Genomic DNA, 20,085 nt, shown 5'->3' with positions numbered 1-20,085 from the left:
GTGCGGGTCAGCAGGCCGCGAGCTGGCGGCCCTCCTGCGCTGCCGCGTGCGCGTCCATGCGGCGCGCCGCAAGAATCGCAGCGGCGGTGTCCGCACGCGACGCGGCCACCACCAGGGCGCGCCCCGCGAGGGCGTGCGCGCGCTGGTGCAGAGCCGCGAGGCGCGGGTCGCGCCGGTCGCCCGGAGTGTCGTCACCCGTGGCCGTTGCGGCCGCCCGCACCGGCGCCTTTCCGTCGCGCAGCCGGGCCACCTCCTGTGCAAGCTGTTCGGCGGCGGCGTCCAGGTCCGTCAGGTCCGTGTCGGGGGAGAGCGCGCGCAGGTCGTCGGTGACGGCGAGCAGCGCCGCGAGATGACCGGCGAGCTGGATGTCCAGCTCCTCCTCGCGGGAGCGGTGCGGGAAATCCTCGGCGGCGCCGGCCATCGTGTGGACCGACTTGGTGCGGATCGGCTCGTACATGGGGATGGCCTCCTGTGCTCTGACAGGAAACCATCCTAGCTTGGATTCAGTCTAAAGTTGAGTCGGTTCGCGAAATCGAGCACAGGCTTTACTCACCGTGAACGAGGCGAGGCCCCGGCGAAGATCGCCGGGGCCTCGCAGGATGCGGGCGCGCGTGAGGGGCCAGAGGCAGGTCAGGGCTGGCTGTAGCCGTCCAGGAACTTCCCGATGCGTCCCACCGCGTCCTTCAGGTCCGTCACCGACGGCAGGGTGACCACGCGGAAGTGGTCCGGCTCCGGCCAGTTGAAGCCCGTACCCTGCACGACCATGATCTTCTCGGCGCGGAGCAGGTCGAGCACCATCTGCCGGTCGTCCTTGATCTTGAAGACCTTGGGGTCGAGGCGCGGGAAGAGATACAGCGCCCCCTTCGGCTTCACGCAGGTCACGCCCGGGATCTGCGTCAGCAGCTCGTACGCCGTGTCGCGCTGCTCCTTCAGCCGGCCGCCCGGCAGGACGAGGTTGTTGATCGTCTGGCGTCCGGTGAGCGCCGCCACCACACCGTGCTGCCCCGGCATGTTGGCGCACAGCCGCATGTTCGCGAGGATCGTCAGGCCCTCGATGTACGAGTCGGCGTGCGCCCTGGGGCCGGAGATCGCCATCCAGCCGACGCGGTAGCCCGCCACCCGGTACGCCTTCGACATGCCGTTGAAGGTCAGGGTCAGCAGGTCCGGGGCGACGGCCGCGGTCGGCTTGTGCGTCGCGTCGTCGTAGAGGATCTTGTCGTAGATCTCGTCCGAGCAGACGAGGAGGTTGTGGCGGCGGGCGATGTCCGTGAGGCCGCGCAGGACCTCCTCGCTGTATACGGCGCCCGTCGGGTTGTTCGGGTTGATGATCACGAGCGCCTTGGTGCGGTCGGTCACCTTGCGCTCGATGTCGGCGAGGTCCGGCATCCAGTCGGACTGCTCGTCGCAGCGGTAGTGCACCGCCGTGCCGCCGGACAGCGAGACCGCGGCCGTCCACAGCGGATAGTCCGGCGCCGGGACCAGCACCTCGTCGCCGTCGTCGAGCAGGCCCTGCATGGCCATCACGATGAGCTCGGAGACGCCGTTGCCGATGAAGACGTGCTCGACGTCCGTCTCCACGCCCAGCGTCTGGTAGTGCATCATCACCGCGCGGCGCGCCGCGAGCAGGCCCTTCGCGTCTCCGTAGCCATGGGCGCCGGAGAGGTTGCGGAGCATGTCCTCGAGGATCTCGGGCGGGCACTCGAAGCCGAACGCGGCCGGATTGCCGGTGTTCAGCTTGAGGATGCGGTGTCCTGCCGCCTCGAGCCGCATCGCCTCCTCGAGAACCGGGCCCCGGATCTCGTAACAGACGTTGGCGAGCTTGGTCGACTGGATCACCTGCATGTCCGCGAGCTTACGGGCGTGTAGCCGGATTCGCTCCGTGTTATCCGCCACGTGAGATACGGGCGCGGGGGCGGTATGTCCCTCGATTGCATCAGCTTTCCCTGGAGTCTCTCCAATCCCCGCCCATGTCCGGCAACAATCCCGGCCGCGAACAGGGAGCGACGAAGGGGTCCAGGTGAGTGGGCCGACCACCCGCTAAATAGATCGCATGTTCGGTTCAGTGGGTACGCTGGACCCATGTCCGCGCACCTTCAGGGGCTCCAGGGCTCGCTGTTCGACCAGACCGACGACATCCGTCTCGGCCCACTGAGCGGCGTACGCAGGACCGTGCTGGGCGACGGAGCCTGGATCGATCTCCTGCCCGGCTGGCTGCACGGGGCCGACGCGCTGTTCGAGCACCTGGCCGACGCGGTGCCCTGGCGCGCCGAGCGCCGCCAGATGTACGACCAGGTGGTGGACGTGCCGCGGCTGCTCGCCTTCTACGGCACCGACGACCCCCTCCCGCACCCCGTCCTGGACGAGGCACGGGACGCCCTCTCCGCGCACTACGCCGCCGAACTCGGCGAACCCTTCGCCACCGCGGGGCTCTGCCTCTACCGCGACGGCCGCGACAGCGTCGCCTGGCACGGCGACCGCCACGGCCGCGGCGCCAGCGAGGACACCATGGTGGCCATCCTGTCCGTGGGCACACCGCGCGACCTGCTGCTGCGCCCGCGCCGCCCGGCGGGCGCAGCCGGCAGAGGCGGTGCGGGCCGCGCGACCCTACGGCAGTCGCTCGGCCACGGCGATCTGATCGTGATGGGCGGTTCCTGCCAGCGCACCTGGGAACATGCCGTGCCCAAGAGCACGCATGCGACGGGGCCGCGGATCAGCATCCAGTTCCGGCCCCAGGGCGTGGCCTGACAGGGCGGGGGCGGGCGGGGCGTACGCTCACCGTGCCCCGGCACCGCGGACCGCGCGCCCCGCGAGGGCGCCGGTGCGCCGTCCGTCCTCGATCACGAAACGGCCGTCGATCAGGACATGCGGGATGCCCGTCGGGAGCACCCGCGGGGCCTCGAACGTCGACCCCGCCGCGACCGTGTCCGGATCGAAAAGGACCAGGTCGGCACGGTAGCCCTCGCGGACAAGGCCCCGGTCGGGGAGCCGGAGGCGGGCAGCGGGACGGCCGGTGAGATGCGCGACGCACTCCTCGAGGGAGAGGACGCCCAACTCCCGTACGTACCGGCCGAGATACTGCGGGAACGTGCCGTACGCGCGCGGATGCGGCTTGTCGCCCTGCAGGATCCCGTCCGAGCCGCCGGTGTGGACGCGGTGCCGCATGATCGCCTGCACGTTCTCCTCGTGGCCCACGTGCTGCAGGATCGTCGAGCCGAGGCGATCCTCGACGAGCAGGCGGCGGGCGGTGACCCAGGGGTCCTCGCCGCGCTCGTCCGCCGACTCCTGGACCGTCCTGCCCACGTACGACGTGAGCCCCGGCTGGGAGACGCCCGAGATCTCGATCGTGTCCCACTCGATGGGCACGCCGTGGCAGCCGTCCGAACCGACGACCTCCAGGTGGTGGCGTATCCGCTCGGCCGTCGCGTCGTCCTTCAGACGCGCGAGGACCGCCTCCGGGCCGCCCTCGCTCGCCCAGCTCGGCAGCATCGCCACGAGCGTCGTACAGCCAGGGGTGTACGGATACGTGTCCAGGCTGATGTCCGCGCCGGCGTCGAGCGCGTCGTCGAGGAGGGCCAGGAGCTCGGGCGCGCGGCCCTTGTTCACGCCGAAGTTCATGGTGGCGTGGGCGAGATGGAGGGGGCAGCCGGCGGTGCGGGTCAGCTCCACCATCTCCGCGTACGCCTCGAGGGCGCCCGCGCCGTACGAGCGGTGGTGCGGGCAGTAGTAGCCGCCGTGCGCCGCCACGGCCCGGCACAGCTCGGCGAGTTCGGAGTCCTTGGCGTACATGCCCGGCGTGTAGGTGAGGCCGGACGACATGCCGACGGCGCCCTGCTCCATGCCCTCGGCGACCAGCTGCCGCATGCGGTCCAGCTCGGCGGGTGTCGCCTCGCGGTCGTCCCAGCCGACGGCGAGCATACGGACCGTGCCCTGGGGGATCAGATACGCCGCGTTGACGGCGATGCCCTCGCCGTCGAAGCCGTGGTCGAGGCGGTCCAGGTACTCGCCGACCGAGCGCCAGGTGAAGTCGATGCTGTCGTCCCCGGGGCCGCCGCCGTTCCAGCCGGCGATGGCGGTGCGGACCTCGGCGAGGGTGCGGTCGTCGACGGGTGCGTACGACAGGCCGTCCTGGCCGATGACCTCGAGGGTCACGCCCTGGGCGGCCTTCGCGCTGTGGTCCGGGTCGCGGAGGAGGGCGAGGTCGCTGTGGGCGTGCATGTCGATGAAGCCGGGGGAGAGGACGAGCCCCTCGGCGTCCACCTCTCTGCGGGCGGTGGGCCGCTGGCAGCCGGCCGCCGCGGCCTCCTTGACGATCGACACGATCCTGCCGTCGTCGACGACCACATCGGCGCGGTACGAGGGCGCGCCGGTGCCGTCCACGACGTCCGCGTCACGGATGACGAGATCCACTGCGGCCCCCTAGAAGAACGTACGGATGTAGTCGACGACCGTCCCGTCGGCTTCCGCCACCGGGATCAGCTGCCACTTGTCGAACGACGTGCACGGATGGGACAGGCCCAGGCCGACCCAGTCGCCGACCTCCACGTCGGCCTCCGGGGTCGTGCGCAGCCAGGCGTGCTGGTCGGACAGGGCGGTGACCGAGACACCCGTGGCGGGGCGCTCGGTGCCGTCCCGGCGTACGACCTGCGCGAAGGGCAGGTCCAGGTCGTACGCCGCGTCCCGCTTGCCCGCGTTGACGAACGCCTGCTCCGCCGACGGTCGTGACACCACCTGGGCCCAGAGGCGGAAGGCGGGCTCCAGGGTGCCCTCCTCGGGGACCCGGTTGAAGGGCGTCAGGTGCTTGTAGTGGCCGTCGTCGTGCGAGACGTACGCGCCCGAGCGCAGCAACTTCAGGACCGGCTGGGAGAGTTCCGGGATCTCCGCGAACACGTCGGCGACCGCGTCGAACCAGGCGCTGCCGCCCGCGCTCACCACGATCTCCCCGGCGTCCGCGAAGCGCCCCGCCTTGTCGAAGTCGACGGCCAGGGCGACGAGCCGGCGCAGCCAGGCGCGCACCCGCTCGGGGTCGGCCCCCGGCACCTCCCCCTCGTAGCCCGCGACACCGACCAGACGCAGCGTCCCGGCGGCGGCCACCGCGTCGGCGACCGCCGCGCACTCCGCCTCCGTACGGACGCCGGTACGGGCGCCGTCGCCGGCCGCGAGTTCGATGACGACGTCCACGGGGCGCGAGGTTCCGCGCAGCGCGGCGTCCATCAGCTCGACGCCGCGGACGGAGTCGACGTAGCAGACGAAGCGGAAGGACGGGTCGGCGGCGAGCTGCGCCGCGATCCACTTCAGTGCCGCCGCGTCCACCAGCTCGTTCGCCAGGAAGACCCGCTGGACGCCGAACGCGCGCGCCACGCGCACCTGGTGCGGCACGGCGAGCGTGATGCCCCACGCGCCGCGCTCGATCTGGCGGGCGAACAGCTGGGGCGCCATCGAGGTCTTGCCGTGCGGTGCGAACGCCAGGCCGTGGCGGGTCGCGTACGTCTCCATGAGCGCGAGGTTGTGCTCCAGGCGCTCGGCGGAGAGGCAGAGCACCGGAGTGATGAAACCGCCCGTGAAGAGGTTGCGGCGCTGGGCCGCGAGCTCGCCGACGGTCAGGCCCTCCGCGTCCGGCGGGAGACCCTTGAAACGGTGGTCGACCCGTTCCTCCACCAGCGCCTGGAGCGCCTGGGAGGAACCCCCGGCCGGCTTCTCGATGGGGCTGTCGGCGGCCATGGACCCTCCTGGGGGAGTACCGTATCGAGCATTCATTGCAACATCTGCAACGGCCATTGCGTATTTCGCTTACTGCTGTCTAACATCCGAGCCGACGCCGGGTCAACGGAGCCGCTGAGACCCGCGAGCAACGAGGAGCCACCGCCATCGTGACCCCCACCGGACCGCCCAGTGCCGAACGCGACACGACGAACGTCACGAACGCCGTGGACGTGGTCACGCTCGGCGAGTCCATGGTCACGTTCCTGCCCTCCCGGCCGGGCCGCCTCGCCGACGTACCGTCGTTCGACCGGGGCATCGGGGGTGCGGAGTCCAACGTCGCGTGCATGCTCGCCGCCGCCGGGCACTCCGTGAAGTGGGTGAGCCGCGTCGGCGACGACGGCTTCGGTGACCACCTGGTGGAGGCGATCGCGTCGTACGGCGTCGACACCTCCGCCGTACGACGCGACCCCGCGCGCCCGACGGGCATCTACTTCCGTACGGCGGGGGACCGGGCCACCGACGACCATGAGGTGGCGTACTACCGGACGGGGTCCGCAGCCTCCGCCATGGCGGCGGACACCATGGACCTGGACGCGATCCGCTCGGGTCGCGTCCTCCACCTCTCCGGGATCACGGCCGCGCTCTCCGGCGACTGCCGCGGCCTGCTGCGCGAGCTGACGGCGCGCCGCCCGGGGCGCCCGCTCGTCTCCTTCGACGTCAACCACCGCCTGAACCTGTGGCGCGACCCCGCCGAGGCCGGCGAGATCCTGCGCGGCCTGGCCCGCGGCAGCGACCTCGTCTTCGTCGGCGAGGACGAGGCGCACGCCGCCTGGGGTGTCACCGGAGGCCCGGCCGCGGTCCGCGCGGCGCTCCCGGAGCCGTCCACGCTGGTCGTCAAGAAGGGCGCGGAGGGCGCCACCGTCTTCGAGCAGGACGGCACCGTCACCTTCGTGCCGGCCCTGCGCGTGGACGTCGTGGCGCCGGTCGGCGCGGGCGACGCCTTCGCGGCCGGGTTCCTCTCTGCCACGCTGCGCGGCCTCCCCGTACGCGACCGCCTCCGGCACGGCCACCTCATGGCCGCCGCCGCCCTCACCGTGCCCGGCGACCTCGGCACCCCACCGGCCCGGAACCACGCCGACCGCCTGGCCGCCCTCGACGACGACGCGTGGGGGACACTGCGACTGGGCCCCGGCTGGACGGACGCCGTCACCGAGGACGTGCACGAGACGGTGGCCACGGAGGAGGTACGCATCCCATGAGCCAGACCGTCGACCGCGCGCTGAGCATCCTGCCCTTGCTCGCCGAGGGCCCCGCCGACCTCGGACAGGTCGCCGACCGCCTCGGCGTCCACAAGTCCACCGCGCTGCGGCTCCTCCGCACCCTGCACGAGCACGGCCTCGTCCACCGCCAGGCCGACCAGCGCTACCGCCTCGGCGCCCGCCTCTTCGCCCTCGCCCAGGAGGCCGTCGAGAACCTCGACATACGGGAGATCGCCCACCCCTACCTCGTCGACCTCAACGAGAAGTGCGGGCACACCGTGCACCTCGCCGTGTACGAGGAGAACGAGGTCCTCTACATCGACAAGGTCGAGAGCCGCTACCCGGTGCGCATGTACTCGCGTATCGGCAAGCCGGTCGCCATCACGGTCGCCGCCGTCGCCAAGCTGATCCTCGCCGACCTTCCCGAGGGCGAGCGGCGCGCGCTCGCCGAGAAGCTCGACTACCCCATGTACACGGCCCGTTCGATCCCGAACGCCGCCGCCTTCCTCAAGGAGCTGGCGACCGTACGCGAACAGGGCTGGGCCACCGACCTCGGTGGCCACGAGGAGTCCATCAACTGCGTCGCGGCGCCCATCCGCGGTGCGGACGGGCGCGTCATCGCCGCCATGTCCGTCTCCGCGCCGAACGTCGTCGTCACCGCCGAGGAACTCCTCACACTGCTCCCGCTGGTGCGCCGCACCGCCGACGCCATCAGCCGCGAGTACTCGGGTGGTGCCCCCGCGAGGGACACCCCGGCCCCGCACACCCGGGCCCCGCACACCCCGGCCCACAAAGCCCCGTGAGCCTCGAGAGCTCTGTAAGCCCCGTAAGAGAAATGAGCGACATGACCGAGAAGACCGCCCTCACCCCGGCCACCCACACCACCCCGCCCGCCAAGTTCTCGCACGGAGTCAAGAAGGGCAACATTCTTCAGGTCGCCGGCCAGGTCGGCTTCCTCTCGGCCGTCGAGGGCGAGGCCCCCAAGCCCGCAGGACCGACCCTGCGCGAGCAGACGCTGCAGACCTTCGCCAACGTCAAGGCGGTCCTGGAAGAGGGCGGCGCCACCTGGGACGACGTGATGATGATGCGCGTCTACCTCACGGACGTCGACCACTTCGCGGAGATGAACGAGATCTACAACGCCTACTTCGAGGAGCAGGGGCTGAAGCAGCCCCCGGCCGCCCGTACGACCGTCTACGTCGGCCTCCCCAAGGGCCTGCTCATCGAGATCGACGCGCTGGCCGTCCTCGGCTGACACCCCTCACCGCGTCACCGTCCCCGTCATTCGACGCTGACCCGCAGGCTGCTGACGCCCATCAACTCCCCGCACGCCGTACATCACGGCACGGCGCCCACCCCTGGGGCGCCGTGCCGCGATCCCCCCTGCCCGAAAGCCCTATGGAATTACGAGGCCCCCCTCCATGTCCCTGTCCTTCCCCCTGCTCGCTGCGGGCGCGTCCCCACTCGCAGCGTCCGCCCCCGCCGAGACGCCACCCCACACCGGCGGTCTCCTCGCCCTCGTCGACGGAACCGCGGGCCTGCTCACGGTCGCGGCCCTCGGCATCCTCCTGCTGCTCTTCCTGATCATCAAGGTCAGGCTGCAGCCGTTCGTCGCGCTGCTCGCCGTCTCCATAGCCGTCGGCCTCGCGGCCGGTCTGTCCGTCACCGAACTCTTCGGCACCGTCCAGAAGTCCGACGCCGTCTCGCTCATCGAGTCCGGCATGGGCGGCATCCTCGGCCACGTGGCGATCATCATCGGCCTCGGCACGATGCTCGGCGCGATCCTCGAGGTCAGCGGCGGTGCGGAGGTACTGTCCTCCCGGCTGCTGAACCTCTTCGGCGAGAAGCGCGCGCCGCTCGCCATGGGCCTCACCGGTCTGATCTTCGGTATCCCGGTCTTCTTCGACGTCGGCATCTTCGTCCTCGCACCGATCGTCTACGCGGCGGCCAAGCGCTCCGGCAAGTCGATCCTGCTGTACTGCATGCCGCTGCTCGCCGGTCTGTCGATGACCCACGCGTTCCTGCCGCCGCACCCCGGCCCGGTCGCCGCCGCGGGCCTGCTCAAGGTGGACCTCGGCTGGGTCATCCTCATGGGCATCGTCTGCGGCATCCCGGCCGTGCTCGCCGCCTGGGCGTACTCCGCCTGGATCGGCAACCGCATCTTCGTACCCGTCCCGCAGGACATGGTCGAGGCCGCCGACGAGGCCAAGGCCGCGGTCGTCGCCGAGCAGGCGGCCCCGGGCCGCACCGCTCCGGAGAAGCCCGTCCCGCTCAGCACCGTCTTCCTGATCATCGGCACCCCGCTGGTGCTGATCCTGGCCGCCACCTTCTCCTCGATCGCCTTCGACCCCTCCACGGGCCGCTCGGTCATCGAGTTCTTCGGCAACCCGTTCGTGGCGCTGACCATCGCCCTGTTCATGGCGTACTACCTGCTGGGCATCCGCCGCGGCTGGTCCCGCAAGTCCCTGGAGCGGGTGTCGACTTCGTCCCTGAAGCCGGTCGGCAACATCCTGCTCGTGGTCGGCGCCGGCGGGATCTTCGGCGCGGTCCTCAAGGGCAGCGGTGTCGCCCAGGCGCTGTCCGACACCTTCAGCGACATCGGGCTGCCGATCATCGTCCTGGCCTATCTGATCTCGCTGGTCCTGCGCGTCGCCCAGGGCTCGGCCACGGTCGCGATCGTCACCACGGCGGGCATCGTCTGGCCCCTCATCGAGGCGGGCGACCACTCGCAGCCCTTCGTCGCCCTGGTCATCATGGCCATCTCGGCGGGCTCGATCTTCGCCTCGCACGTCAACGACGGCGGCTTCTGGATCGTCGCTAAGTACTTCGGGATCTCCGAGCGGGACACGCTGAAGTCCTGGACGGTGCTGGAGTCCGTCCTGTCGCTGGCCGGTTTCGCGGTGGCGGCGGTGCTGAGCGTGTTCGTGTAGGCGCGGTGTGGGTAACCGGCTGTTCCGGTCCGGCAGTTCGGGCCGTACCGGAACAGCCGGGACTCTTCCCCCGGGGCAATCGGGGGGTCGGGCACCGCGGGCACAGGGTCGTCGTCCATACTGCCGCCGTGGAGCAGCGCAGAGGTCCGAACATCCAGCCCGTACTCGCCGCCGCGACCGACCCGGCGTACGTCCCCGGCATCACGCCTCCCCGCCTCGCCGCCGATCCGGACGAGACGGTGTCACCGGCGGACACCGCGCCGGAGACGGAGCCCCGGGACGCCGTCGCCGACGTCGCCGAGGAGAACGCCGCCGCGACGGCGGACGATGAGGACTCCGGCACCGCGGACGCCGCCGACACCCACGGCGCCGACGCGCCGGAGGCCCCGGAAGCCGCGGACTCCGGGGAGTTCGACGGCTCCGACGACACCGGCGAGCCGGCCGAACCGGACGCCCCCGCGGCATCCGGCGAGGGCGATGCCGACAGTGCCGCGGACGCCGGATCCGGCGACGGCGGCCCGGTCTTCGAGGCCTCCGACCGCCGCGGTTCGATCACCGCGGATCGCAGCGGGGTACGGCTCCGCCTGGACGACCAGGAGTGCGAGTTCCGCTGGGACGAGATCGGCGCAGTCGAGATCGAGACCTCGCGTTTTGGGCGCTGGTTCACGGTCACGGTCCACACGCCCGACCGCCGCTGGTACCCGGCCGACATCGAGGTCAAGGACAAGACCCGCATCAAGGAGTGGACGGACCAGCTCGACGCGGTCCTGGACGCGTACTTCGATGACGAGGCCGAGCCCAAGCCGGATCCGGAGCCTGAGGCCGAGGCCGAGGCCGAGGCCGACGTCGAGGCCGACGACGAAGCCAAGGCCAAGGCCTAGCTCGTATTCAGCCCGTCTGGGGGCACCTCCCGGACGAAGTCTGGGGGAGCTTGAGGACGAGCCCGCAGGGCGATCCGGGGGTCCAGGGGCCGGCCCCTGGTTACGGGAAGGGGCGGGGCGGGGGAAGAACCCCGCCCACCGAACCCCTCCGCCGTACCCGACGAGACGGGGCACCCGCGTACCGCGTACCGGATGCCCCGCCGAACCCGTCAGCCGGCGCAGTACTGCGCTTGCTTCCCGATGGACCGGTACATGCAGTCCGCGTTCTCGATCAGCTGCAGCACCGCGTCCCGGTTGCGCGACGTCTCCCGGTCGATGACCTCGTCGGGCGGGTAGAAGCCGCCGCCGGAGCTGGACGCCGGATACATCTCGAAGGTGTAGCCGAAGATCTTCTGCGAGCCCCACAGCCAGTCGTCGATCGAGCCGTCCGTGATGTAGAGGTCGCTGGACTGCTCGGCCGTGTAGCCGTTGCTGGCACCCATCTTCTCGCCGACCGCGGCGAAGGCGTCGCGGTCGTCCCGGGTCATGCCGGTGGCGGTGTCGGAGTACGTGTAGCCGTACGGCCAGAGCACCAGCTCGCTGTAGGTGTGGAAGTCGATGCCCGCCTTGATCTGCTGTGTGCCGCCGACCACCCGGCTGCGCACGAAGTCGGCGACGACCTTCACCTCGGGCGCGGACTCGGCCGACGGGCCGCGGTAGGTGTCGGACGACGGGCTGCCGGACGAACCGCCGCAGCAGCCCCACCGGTACGCCCAGTTGCGGTTGAGGTCCGTGCCGACATACGACGAACCGCTGTTGGGCTGGCGGTTCTTGCGCCAGCTGCGGTAGGAGCCGGTGGCGATGTCGTACTCGCCGCCGTCCGGGTTGAGGTCCGGGATGATCCAGAGCTCGCGGCCGTTGACGGCGTTGGTGATACGCGAGTCGGTGCCGTAGTCCTCGCCGAACTCCTTCAGCAGATACAGCGCCATCTCGACGGTGAGGTGCTCGCGCGCGTGCTGGTGGTGCGTGAAGAGGACCTCGGGCTCGGACTCGTCCGTGGCCACGTTGTCGCTGATCTTGATGGCAACGATGTCGCGGCCCTGGTAGGACTTGCCGATCACACGCTTGCTCATGATGCTCGGGTACTGCGCGATGCGCTGGTCGATCTCGGCCGTCATCTCGGCGTAGTTGTGGTACTTGGAGTCGGCCGAGGGGAAGTCGAGCGGCTGGACGCCCGCTGCGCCGGTGCGGTCGGGAACCGCGCCCACCGCGTCGAGTTCGTAGCCGAGCGCGCGGAGCTTCTTCGCCTCCGACGCGTCGGCGGAGACGACGACCACATGGCCGTCGGACTCGTCGATCGTGACGCCGGTCCTGGCGAGGTCGGTGCGCGTCACGCGGTTGGAGTGCATGTGGATCTCGTACTGGCGGACGTCGCCGTCGGATGCGACGGTCCTGTCCGCCCGGGACGGTGGTGAGGCGTCCGCGGTGCTGACGGTGAGGGTGGTACCGGCCGCGAGCGCCAGTAAGGCGGCCAGGGTCGCCGACCGCCTTCCGCGTATGCGGAGTCGCATGAATTCTCCTGAAAAGTGGGGGGTTTTGCTCACTGCGACGTACGTGGTGCGGGTGTGGCGACATCGTCCTGGTGTGGCATGACCGGGTCAATAGGGCCTGCGCGCCCTCTTGTGCAGCCGTGCTCTTTACGCTTTCTTGATCCGCATGGCGGAGACGAGGGACACGACAGGGACCGGGCCGGAAGAACACACGAACAAGGGCAACGGGGCGGGTACCGCAGCCGACGGCTCGGTCTCCCCGCCGCGCAAGTCGAGTTGGAAGTACATCGGCCCCGGCATCGTCGTCGCCGCGACCGGCGTCGGCGCCGGCGACCTCGTCGCGACGCTCGTCGCGGGCAGCAACTTCGGCTACACCCTGCTGTGGGCCGCCGTCCTCGGCTGCATCGTCAAGATCTCACTCGCCGAGGCGGGGGGCCGCTGGCACCTGTCGACCGGCCGCACCCTCTTCGACGGCTGGGCGAGCCTGGGCCGCTGGACGACGGCCTTCTTCGTCGTCTACGTCGTGATCTGGGGGTTCGTGTACGGCGCTGCGGCGATGTCGTCGAGCGCGCTGCCCCTCCAGGCGCTGTTCCCGGACGTGTTCCCGGCCGAGTGGTCGATCAAGCCGTGGGCGATCATCTGCGGTCTCGTCGGCCTGGCCTTTGTCTGGTTCAACAAGTACGAGGTCTTCGAGAAGGTCATGACGGTCCTCGTCGGCGTCATGTTCGTCGTCACCGTCTACCTGGCGATCCGCGTCACGCCGAACCTCGGCGACGCCTTCGCGGGCCTGCTGCCGGTCCTTCCCGACGAGAAGGACTCAGTCCTCAACACGCTCGGCCTGATCGGCGGCGTCGGCGGCACGATCACGCTTGCCGCGTACGGCTACTGGGTCAACGCCAAGGGCTGGACCAACACGAGCTGGATGAAGGTGATGCGCCTCGACAACCGCGTCGCGTACATCACCACCGGCGTCTTCGTCATCGCCATGCTCTTCGTCGGCGCCGAACTGCTGCACGCCTCGCACACCGCCATCGCGAGCGGCGACAAGGGCCTGATCGACCTCACCGCGATCCTGGACGACGAGTACGGCACGGCGACCGCCAAGCTGTTCCTGGTCGGCTTCTTCGCCACGTCGTTCACATCGCTGATCGGCGTGTGGCACGGCGTGAGCCTGATGTTCGCGGACTTCGTGGAGCGGTACCGCAAACAGCGGGTGAGGAAGGACGCCGCCGCGGTCACGGGCGAGGAGGTGGCCTCGGGCCGCCGCGAGAAGTCCCTCCCCTTCCGCGCCTACCTCCTCTGGCTGACGTTCCCGCCGATCATCCTGCTCTTCCAGGGCCAGCCCTTCCGCCTGGTGATCCTCTACGGCGTCCTCGGCGCGGCCTTCATGCCGTTCCTCGCCCTCACCCTGATGTGGCTCCTCAACTCCTCCCGTACCCCCCGCGAATGGCGCAACGGCATCCTCAGCAACGCGATGCTGACGATCGCGGGCCTGCTCTTCGTCGTCCTGTGCGTGAAGCAGATCTGGGACCAGCCGTGGTCGGAGTTCTTCTGACGAGGCCTGGCTCTATCGGGCCTCCTGCCACTTCTCACTGGTCGCGATCCTCTTCAGCTGGGCGATCGTCAGGGCGGGCGCCTTACGCGTGGCCCCGCCCTGCAGCCCGGCGGCGTTCGAAGCCATGATCACCACGCGGTCGCCGTTGGGCCGCAGGACGTCGACGGTCCGTACGACGACTCCCGCGCGGCCCTTCTCGTCCGCTGCCTCCTGCGTCAGCACGAGCGTGCCGTCCGGCAGCTTCTCGGCGCCCGCCATGTGGCCGCTCAGCGCCTCACCCATGTTCGACTGCACGTTGATCTGGACCATGCTCTCGCCCTTGCCGTCGTTGACGACGACATAGGCGTACTCGGGCTCCTGGCCGCCCTTCGCGGTCACCTTCAGGTTCTCGGGGAGCAGCGAGGCGAGAGTCGTCCCGACCGAGGCGGCGTCGGCAGCCGGAGGCGCGCTGGTGGTGGCCGACGGCTTCGGGGCAACGGAGTGCCCGGGGCTCTCGGGGATCGCGTCGACGGCCGTACGCCAGGCCGTGGCGCTGACCACCTTCGTCAACTCGACGGTGGACAAGGGCGGTTCGTCCCTCGTGACCGGCGCGTCCTTCTCGGCCTCGGCGTTCCACTCGTTCACCGTGATGTGGTGTCCCTGCGGGGTGACGAGCGACGCGTACCAGTGCTTCGTGTCCACGCGGCGGTCCGGGTACTCGTACCCCTGGAAGAGCAGCAGATCCGAGCCGTCGGGCAGTGTGCTCGCGGTGCAGGCGTCGTACGAGACCAGCCTCTTGTCCGGGCATCGGGTCCACTCGCGGGCCTGCTCGCTCCCCGGCTCGATCCGGTTCAGGGAGACCCCGACGGCCGCAGCGCCCTTGCCGTCGTCGTACACGACCTGGGCGTACGGCATCCCCAGTCCATCACGACCACTCTCACCGGTGCCCCGGCCCTGCTCCTCGCTGAACTTCCCCTTGGGAAGCAGCTTCTTGAGGGTGCGGACCAGGTCGGCGCCGGAGACCTCACCGTCGTCCTCGGCGGGCCGGGGCGGCGTCACCCGCTGGCCGGAGGCAACGGACTGCCCGCCCTCGTCGCCGCTCCAGGGCACGAGCAGCGTCCCGCCCACTCCCACGAGGGCGACCGCTGCCACGCCTCCCGCGACGGCGGCCCTGCGCCGCAGCAGGAGCCTGCGGCCGCGTACCGCGCCGGCGGCGGCGAGGGCGCTCCGGTCGGTCTCGAAGCCGCCACCGGCGTGGCGGAGGGCTTCGCCGAGCCGGTCCTCGAAGAGGACGCCGGCTTCCTTGTGGTCTTCAACGGGCATGGCGAACCACCGTCTCTGCAACGTTGTCGGAAGGGGAGGAACGTACGGCCGGTCAGGGTGCCGCGTGCTCGCTGAGGGCGTCGCCGAGCAGCACCCGCAGCTGGGCGAGCGCCCGGACGCAGCGCGTGCGCACCGCGGCCGAGCTGGCATTCATCGCCTCGGCGGTCTCCTCGATGCTGCGGTCCTCCCAGTAGCGCAGGACGACCACGGCCCGGTCCTTGGCGGGCAGCCGGCCCAGCGCCTCGACGAGGGTCAGCCGCAGGGGCGTGTCGGCATCGGCGGTACGCGGATCGGGGAGGTCGGGAAGGACGTCCGTGGCGCGTTCCGTGCTGCTGCGGCGCCTCTGATGGGTGAGGAACACACGGGTGAGCACGGTCTGGGCGTACCCGGCGGGATTGCCGACCCGGGACACCCGCCGCCAGCTGACGTACAGGCGGCCGAGCGTCTCCTGGACCAGGTCCTCGGCGAGATGGGTGTCACCGGCCGTGAGCAGACAGGCGGACCGGTAGAGATGCCCGGCGCGCGCCGCAGCGAACTCCGCGTAGTCGTCCGCTCGAGTCTGTCTCATGCTGTGTCCCCCGTGTTTCCGTGCACCGGCCTCACTTCATTGATGCGCTGGGCCCCGGGAAATGTTTCATCACCGGTGGACGCTTACCGAGCCCCGACTGTCGGTCGGCCTCGCACGCGGCGCAGCGCATGCGTAGTGTGGTGATCATGACTGGCGAGACCGACCTGCGGACACTGTTGAGCGGCATGCGTCCGGAGCTGAATGCGGGCCGCTATGTATTCACCACGGTCAAGGACGGTGTGCCCTCCGGCGTGACCCGGGTGGCCACCGTCGCCGAGGACGAGGGCCTGACCCTGGTCGTACGGCAGGAAGAGGCGGACGCGGCGGGGCTGGCGTACGACTACGTGGCCGGCTGGATCACGTTGCGCATTCACTCAGCGCTTGAGGCGGTTGGGCTGACCGCCATGGTCGCGCGGGAACTCGCCGACGCGGGATTGAGCTGCAACGTTGTCGCCGGGTTCCACCACGACCACCTGTTCGTGCCATACCAGCACGCCGACCAGGCGGTGGCCGTCCTGGAGGACCTGGCACGGCGCTCCGCCTGAGCCGACGGAATGGCGCCGGTCACGGCCACTCGTTGATGGCGTCGCCAAGCACACCGCTTACGTGCCGCGGACGGCGCCGGACCGTGGGTCGGCGGATCGTCGCCCGTGCGGGCCACGGACAGCCGTGGCTGTGCCGGTCGGCCCGGGCCCGGCGCTCGTGTCCGAGTGTCGGCCCGGTGCCGCTACCGAGCGCCCGGTCAGGAGTTGGCGGGGGATTCGTCCGGGAAGATCCTGGTCGTGATCGTGCCGTCCTTGGTGAGGTAGCCGTAGAGCATCCCGGGGCTGCTGTGGGGGGCGTCGAAGGTGCCGTCGGGTCCGAGTGCGATCACTCCGCCGGTCCCGCCGAGCTGCGGCAGCCGCTTGACGATGACCTGGTATGCCGCCTCGGGCACGTTCATCTTCCCGAACTCGATCAGGTTGGAGATCGTCGACGTTGCCGCGCCCCGGATGAACACCTCGCCCGCGCCGGTGGCGCTCGCCGCCACGGTCCCGTTCTTCGCGTACGTGCCGGCCCCGATGATCGGCGAGTCGCCCACCCGGCCGGGCAGCTTGTTGGTCAGCCCGCCGGTCGACGTCGCCGCCGCCAGGTCCTTGTCCCGGTCGACCGCGACCGCGCCGACCGTGCCCTTGGCCTGCTCATCGGCCAATGTCTCCTTGGACTTGGCGGCGCTCGTGTCGCCCGCCGCCGCGGCCTTCGCCTTCATCAGGGCGTCCCACCGGGCCTGGGTGAAGTAGTAGTCCTGCGTCACCATCTTCAGCCCGTGCGCCGCGGCGAAGTCGTCCGCTCCCTCACCGGCCAGCATCACGTGCTTCGACTCGTCCATCACGAGGCGGGCCGCCTGGATCGGATTGCGCACGTTGCGCACCCCGGCCACGGCTCCCGCCTTCAGGTCGGTGCCGCGCATGATGGAGGCGTCGAGCTCGTGCCCTGCGTCTGCGTTGAACACTGCTCCCTTCCCGGCGTTGAACAGCGGATTGTCCTCCAGCCGCTCCACTGCCGCCTGCACGGCGTCGGTGCTGTTGCCGCCCCGGTCGAGGACCTGCTGCCCCGCTTGCAGGGCCTGGCTGAGTCCGTCCCGGTACGCCTTGGCGAGTTCCGGCGAGGTCGTGGCGCGGTCCAGTGCTGTTCCGGCGCCGCCGTGCACGGCGAGCACGACGTCCTCGGCATCCGGCTCGGGCTTCGTGCCGGTCTTGCCTGCCGTCTGCTGGGCGGCGGGCAGGGTCCGCTCGGTGGCCGAGGCCGAGGCTCCTCCCTGGGGGGCGGCGAGCGCCGCGGTCACCGCCGCGGTTGCTGCCAGAGCGGGAACAATCAGCTTCAAAGGTCGCATGTGCGTGTACTCCTCCGGTTCGCTGCTTCAGATGGGGTCGGTTTCCGTCGGATTGGTTTCATGAGCCCCCCCATGCGGGGCGTGGCTACCGTGCCGTCCGCCCGGCGCGTCGCTGCCGGTTGCGTCGGCGGATGCGATCACACGACTGCCTTGGACGGCTGCTTCGCGGCGTTGTCGGGCGTCTTGATCCGGGCGATGCCGAATCCGGTGAAGCCGCAGATGATCGCGAACACCGCGCCCAGGTAGTTGAGGAAGGCGTACGGGGCGTAGGCGATCGTCGCCACGCCCAGCGTCGTGGCCATGTACATTCCCGCCTCGGTCCACGGCACCAGCGGGACGAAGACCGTGCCGGAGTCCTCCAGCGTCCGCGAGAGGTTCTTGGCGGCGAGGCCGCGCTCTCGGTAGACGTTCTTGAACGCCTGGCCGGGGATGAGGATCGCCAGGTAGGACACGCCCATGGCCATCGCCGTGCCCAGCGAGGAGATGGCGGTGGCCAGGATGATGCCGCCGGTGCGGCGCACTCGCCGCAGCAGGCGGTGCATGAGTACGTCCATGCAGCCCGCCTCGGTGAGGATGCCGGCGAGCGCGAAGCCGACCAGGCCGATGAGGATGGTCTGTGCCATGGAGGCCATCCCGCCGCGGTTGAGCAACGTTTCGGCGGCGGCGGGCAGTTGGGAGGGGTCGACGCCGTGCCCGGCCAGCATCGTCACGTCGAAGCCCGTCGCCGCGGCGTCGCTGATGTCGTGGATCGTGAAGCCCTGAACGGCCATGCCCAGGACGGCCGCGATCATCGAGGACAGCACGATGGTCGGCACCGGCGGCTGTTTCATCATCGCGCCCGCCAGCACCACCACGGGCGGCAGCAGGAGCAGGACGTTGAAGTCGAAGGCGTGGTCGAGCGCCGTCACCAGCGTGTCCGAGCGGGCGGCGGCGTGCGCGTCGATGTCCTGGGTCAGGCCGAGGACGAAGTAGAGGACCGCCGAGACACCGGCCGCCGGAAGCGTGGTGTAAAAGAGGTGGCGGATGTGCTCGAAGAGCGTCGAACCCGCCACCGCCGGGGCGAGGTTGGTGGTGTCGGACAGCGGTGACATCTTGTCGCCGAAGTAGGCGCCGCTCACGACCGCGCCCGCGGTCATCGGCAGGGACGCCCCGAGCCCGGCGGCGACGCCCATGAGCGCGACACCGACCGTGCCGGCCGAGCCCCACGAGGTGCCCGTCATCGTGGAGACCACCATGGTGATGAGGAACGCCACCAGCACGATCCAGGACGGCTCGATGACCCGCAGCCCGAAGTCCACGATCATCGGGATGGTGCCGCAGAGCGTCCACGTGCCGATGAGCATGCCGATGGCGACGAGGATGAGCAGCGCCGGCATCGCCGAGTCGATCTTCTCGCGGATGCCCCGGAGCATCTCCTCCCACGTCACCCCCAGGCGCCAGGCGATGATCCCGGCGCACGAGCCCGCGGCTATGAGCAGGACGACCGGGTTGAGCCTGAGCCAGATCGAGCCGGGGATGACGAGCGCCAGCATGAGCACGATGGGCAGGGCCGCCTCGAACAGCGTCGGCGTGCGGCGCGGGCGGCGGCGTGGCGACGCCTGCGCGACGTCGACAACGGGCATTTCAGACATGGGGACGGTACTCCTCGGAGCCGGGCATGCCGGCAGACGGGTACGAGGGCGTGGAAAAGAAGCGCGTGGGGAGCGCAGGCGGGTATTGGGGGAGCGGTAAGGGAGGAGAACAGCGGCGCCGGACGTGGATCGTCAGTCGCGGGAGGCGCCGCTGCCCTTCATGCTCGCGATCATCTGCAGCCGTACACGGTCGAGATGGCCTTCCATCAGCTCGGCGGCACGGTCGGCCTGCCCCTCGGCGATGGCCTCCGCGAGTTCCTCGTGGTCGGCCAGCGAGGCGTCGGTGTGCGACCCGGGTACGTCCTGCCGGCTGCGCACCACGATGATCTGCTGGTGCACCCGCCACACCTGCTCGGTGATGCGGGGGCTGCGGGCCGCGTCGAGCAGCGCGCGATGGAAGTCGAGGTCGGTGTGGTGGACGAACTGGCGGCCCGCGGCGAGGAGTTTCCTCGACCGTTCGCAGGCGCGGCGCAGCGCGGTGATGTCCTTGCGGTCGCGTCGTACGGCGGCCAGGCGCGCGGCGGCGGTCTCGAGCGCTGAGCGCAACTCGAAGAGCGCCTCCACCTCGTCCGGCTCGGCCTCGAACACGACAGCGCCCTTGTTGGGGCGGTGCACCAGGAGGCCCTCACTGACGAGTTGCCGGATCGCCTCGCGCAGGGGCCCCCTGCTGATGTTCAGCTCGCGGGCGAGCTCGACCTCGTTGATCCGGGTACCGGAGGCGATCTGGCCGCTGAGGAGGCGTTCGCGAAGCGTCTCGACCATCTGGACGGCAAGGCCGCGCTGAAGGGTGTCAGGCATGTGTGCCTCCCGTCCGTTCAAAGCTGACCGCTGGCGAATCGCGAGGCCACGGGTGTGTC

General features: G+C 70.4%; 18 protein-coding genes. 8 read left to right on the top strand and 10 right to left on the bottom strand.

The genetic code is table 11. From position 1 onward, the window contains the following. Nucleotides 1-7: 7 nt before the first annotated feature. Both STSP_RS13780 and STSP_RS13775 read right to left on the bottom strand, forming a co-directional pair. Nucleotides 8-457: an SCO4983 family protein gene (locus STSP_RS13780; RefSeq protein WP_067276769.1), complete on the bottom strand. Its 450-nt coding sequence runs from the start codon at nucleotides 455-457 to the stop codon at nucleotides 8-10. 173 nt (nucleotides 458-630) lie between these two features. Continuing rightward, entirely contained in the window at nucleotides 631-1,842 is a 1,212-nt protein-coding gene (locus STSP_RS13775; protein WP_067276767.1) for a pyridoxal phosphate-dependent aminotransferase, read from the bottom strand. Nucleotides 1,843-2,079: 237 nt separating this feature from the next. Between STSP_RS13775 and STSP_RS13770 the strand changes: the two genes are divergently transcribed. Beyond that, nucleotides 2,080-2,745 (top strand): alpha-ketoglutarate-dependent dioxygenase AlkB, encoded by a 666-nt coding sequence (locus STSP_RS13770; protein WP_067276764.1) that lies wholly within the window; start codon nucleotides 2,080-2,082, stop codon nucleotides 2,743-2,745. A gap of 27 nt (nucleotides 2,746-2,772) precedes the next feature. Here STSP_RS13770 and STSP_RS13765 read toward each other — a convergent pair whose 3' ends face one another. Both STSP_RS13765 and STSP_RS13760 read right to left on the bottom strand, forming a co-directional pair. Next, nucleotides 2,773-4,407 (bottom strand): N-acyl-D-amino-acid deacylase family protein, encoded by a 1,635-nt coding sequence (locus STSP_RS13765; protein WP_067276761.1) that lies wholly within the window; start codon nucleotides 4,405-4,407, stop codon nucleotides 2,773-2,775. 9 nt (nucleotides 4,408-4,416) lie between these two features. After that, on the bottom strand, nucleotides 4,417-5,718 hold the full coding sequence (locus STSP_RS13760) for an amino acid deaminase (RefSeq protein ID WP_067276758.1): 1,302 nt from the start codon (nucleotides 5,716-5,718) through the stop codon (nucleotides 4,417-4,419). A 149-nt stretch (nucleotides 5,719-5,867) separates the two neighbouring features. Between STSP_RS13760 and STSP_RS13755 the strand changes: the two genes are divergently transcribed. From STSP_RS13755 to STSP_RS13735, 5 genes are all read left to right on the top strand, one after another. Continuing rightward, nucleotides 5,868-6,959, top strand: coding sequence for a sugar kinase (locus tag STSP_RS13755; protein WP_078067151.1), 1,092 nt, complete (start codon nucleotides 5,868-5,870; stop codon nucleotides 6,957-6,959). Further along, the gene (locus STSP_RS13750) at nucleotides 6,956-7,762 is read left to right on the top strand and encodes an IclR family transcriptional regulator (RefSeq protein ID WP_067276756.1); all 807 of its coding nucleotides are present in this window, start codon (nucleotides 6,956-6,958) and stop codon (nucleotides 7,760-7,762) included. The genes STSP_RS13755 and STSP_RS13750 overlap by 4 nt, the downstream gene beginning before the upstream one ends. A 41-nt stretch (nucleotides 7,763-7,803) precedes the next feature. Then, nucleotides 7,804-8,214 carry a RidA family protein gene (locus tag STSP_RS13745; RefSeq protein WP_067276754.1) on the top strand — a complete coding sequence of 137 codons (411 nt, stop codon included), beginning with the start codon at nucleotides 7,804-7,806 and terminating at the stop codon, nucleotides 8,212-8,214. Between the two features lie 166 nt (nucleotides 8,215-8,380). Continuing rightward, nucleotides 8,381-9,889, top strand: coding sequence for a GntP family permease (locus STSP_RS13740; protein WP_067276751.1), 1,509 nt, complete (start codon nucleotides 8,381-8,383; stop codon nucleotides 9,887-9,889). Between the two features lie 128 nt (nucleotides 9,890-10,017). Then, nucleotides 10,018-10,770 carry a prolipoprotein diacylglyceryl transferase gene (locus STSP_RS13735; RefSeq protein WP_067276749.1) on the top strand — a complete coding sequence of 251 codons (753 nt, stop codon included), beginning with the start codon at nucleotides 10,018-10,020 and terminating at the stop codon, nucleotides 10,768-10,770. Between the two features lie 209 nt (nucleotides 10,771-10,979). Here STSP_RS13735 and STSP_RS13730 read toward each other — a convergent pair whose 3' ends face one another. Continuing rightward, the gene (locus STSP_RS13730; protein WP_067276746.1) at nucleotides 10,980-12,320 is read right to left on the bottom strand and encodes a M14 family metallopeptidase; all 1,341 of its coding nucleotides are present in this window, start codon (nucleotides 12,318-12,320) and stop codon (nucleotides 10,980-10,982) included. Nucleotides 12,321-12,465: 145 nt separating this feature from the next. Here STSP_RS13730 and STSP_RS13725 point away from each other — a divergent pair, with 145 nt between their 5' ends. Next, nucleotides 12,466-13,854: an Nramp family divalent metal transporter gene (locus STSP_RS13725; protein WP_067276744.1), complete on the top strand. Its 1,389-nt coding sequence runs from the start codon at nucleotides 12,466-12,468 to the stop codon at nucleotides 13,852-13,854. Nucleotides 13,855-13,866: 12 nt separating this feature from the next. Here the strand turns inward: STSP_RS13725 and STSP_RS13720 are convergent, their stop codons facing one another. Both STSP_RS13720 and STSP_RS13715 read right to left on the bottom strand, forming a co-directional pair. Beyond that, the gene (locus STSP_RS13720; RefSeq protein ID WP_067276741.1) at nucleotides 13,867-15,156 is read right to left on the bottom strand and encodes a hypothetical protein; all 1,290 of its coding nucleotides are present in this window, start codon (nucleotides 15,154-15,156) and stop codon (nucleotides 13,867-13,869) included. A gap of 52 nt (nucleotides 15,157-15,208) precedes the next feature. Beyond that, nucleotides 15,209-15,724 carry a SigE family RNA polymerase sigma factor gene (locus STSP_RS13715; protein WP_067276739.1) on the bottom strand — a complete coding sequence of 172 codons (516 nt, stop codon included), beginning with the start codon at nucleotides 15,722-15,724 and terminating at the stop codon, nucleotides 15,209-15,211. A 146-nt stretch (nucleotides 15,725-15,870) separates the two neighbouring features. On the opposite strand from STSP_RS13715, the gene STSP_RS13710 reads away from it, so the two are divergent. Next, entirely contained in the window at nucleotides 15,871-16,269 is a 399-nt protein-coding gene (locus STSP_RS13710; RefSeq protein ID WP_067276928.1) for an ACT domain-containing protein, read from the top strand. Between the two features lie 197 nt (nucleotides 16,270-16,466). On the opposite strand, the gene STSP_RS13705 is transcribed toward STSP_RS13710, so the two are convergent. The 3 genes from STSP_RS13705 to STSP_RS13695 all read right to left on the bottom strand — a co-directional run bounded on the left by STSP_RS13705 (nucleotide 16,467) and on the right by STSP_RS13695 (nucleotide 20,026). Then, the gene (locus STSP_RS13705; RefSeq protein WP_078067150.1) at nucleotides 16,467-17,597 is read right to left on the bottom strand and encodes an isoaspartyl peptidase/L-asparaginase family protein; all 1,131 of its coding nucleotides are present in this window, start codon (nucleotides 17,595-17,597) and stop codon (nucleotides 16,467-16,469) included. Between the two features lie 137 nt (nucleotides 17,598-17,734). Then, nucleotides 17,735-19,228 (bottom strand): Na+/H+ antiporter NhaC, encoded by a 1,494-nt coding sequence (gene nhaC, locus STSP_RS13700; RefSeq protein WP_232789626.1) that lies wholly within the window; start codon nucleotides 19,226-19,228, stop codon nucleotides 17,735-17,737. A gap of 132 nt (nucleotides 19,229-19,360) precedes the next feature. After that, a complete protein-coding gene (locus tag STSP_RS13695; protein WP_067276735.1) occupies nucleotides 19,361-20,026 on the bottom strand; it encodes a GntR family transcriptional regulator in 666 nt (221 codons plus the stop codon). Between the last annotated feature and the right edge of the window lie 59 nt (nucleotides 20,027-20,085).

The sequence above is a fragment of the Streptomyces jeddahensis genome (genome assembly GCF_001642995.1).
Lineage (GTDB): Bacteria > Actinomycetota > Actinomycetes > Streptomycetales > Streptomycetaceae > Streptomyces > Streptomyces jeddahensis.
Note: the sequence above shows the minus strand (reverse complement) of the source record. Positions and strands in the feature narration are given on the sequence as shown.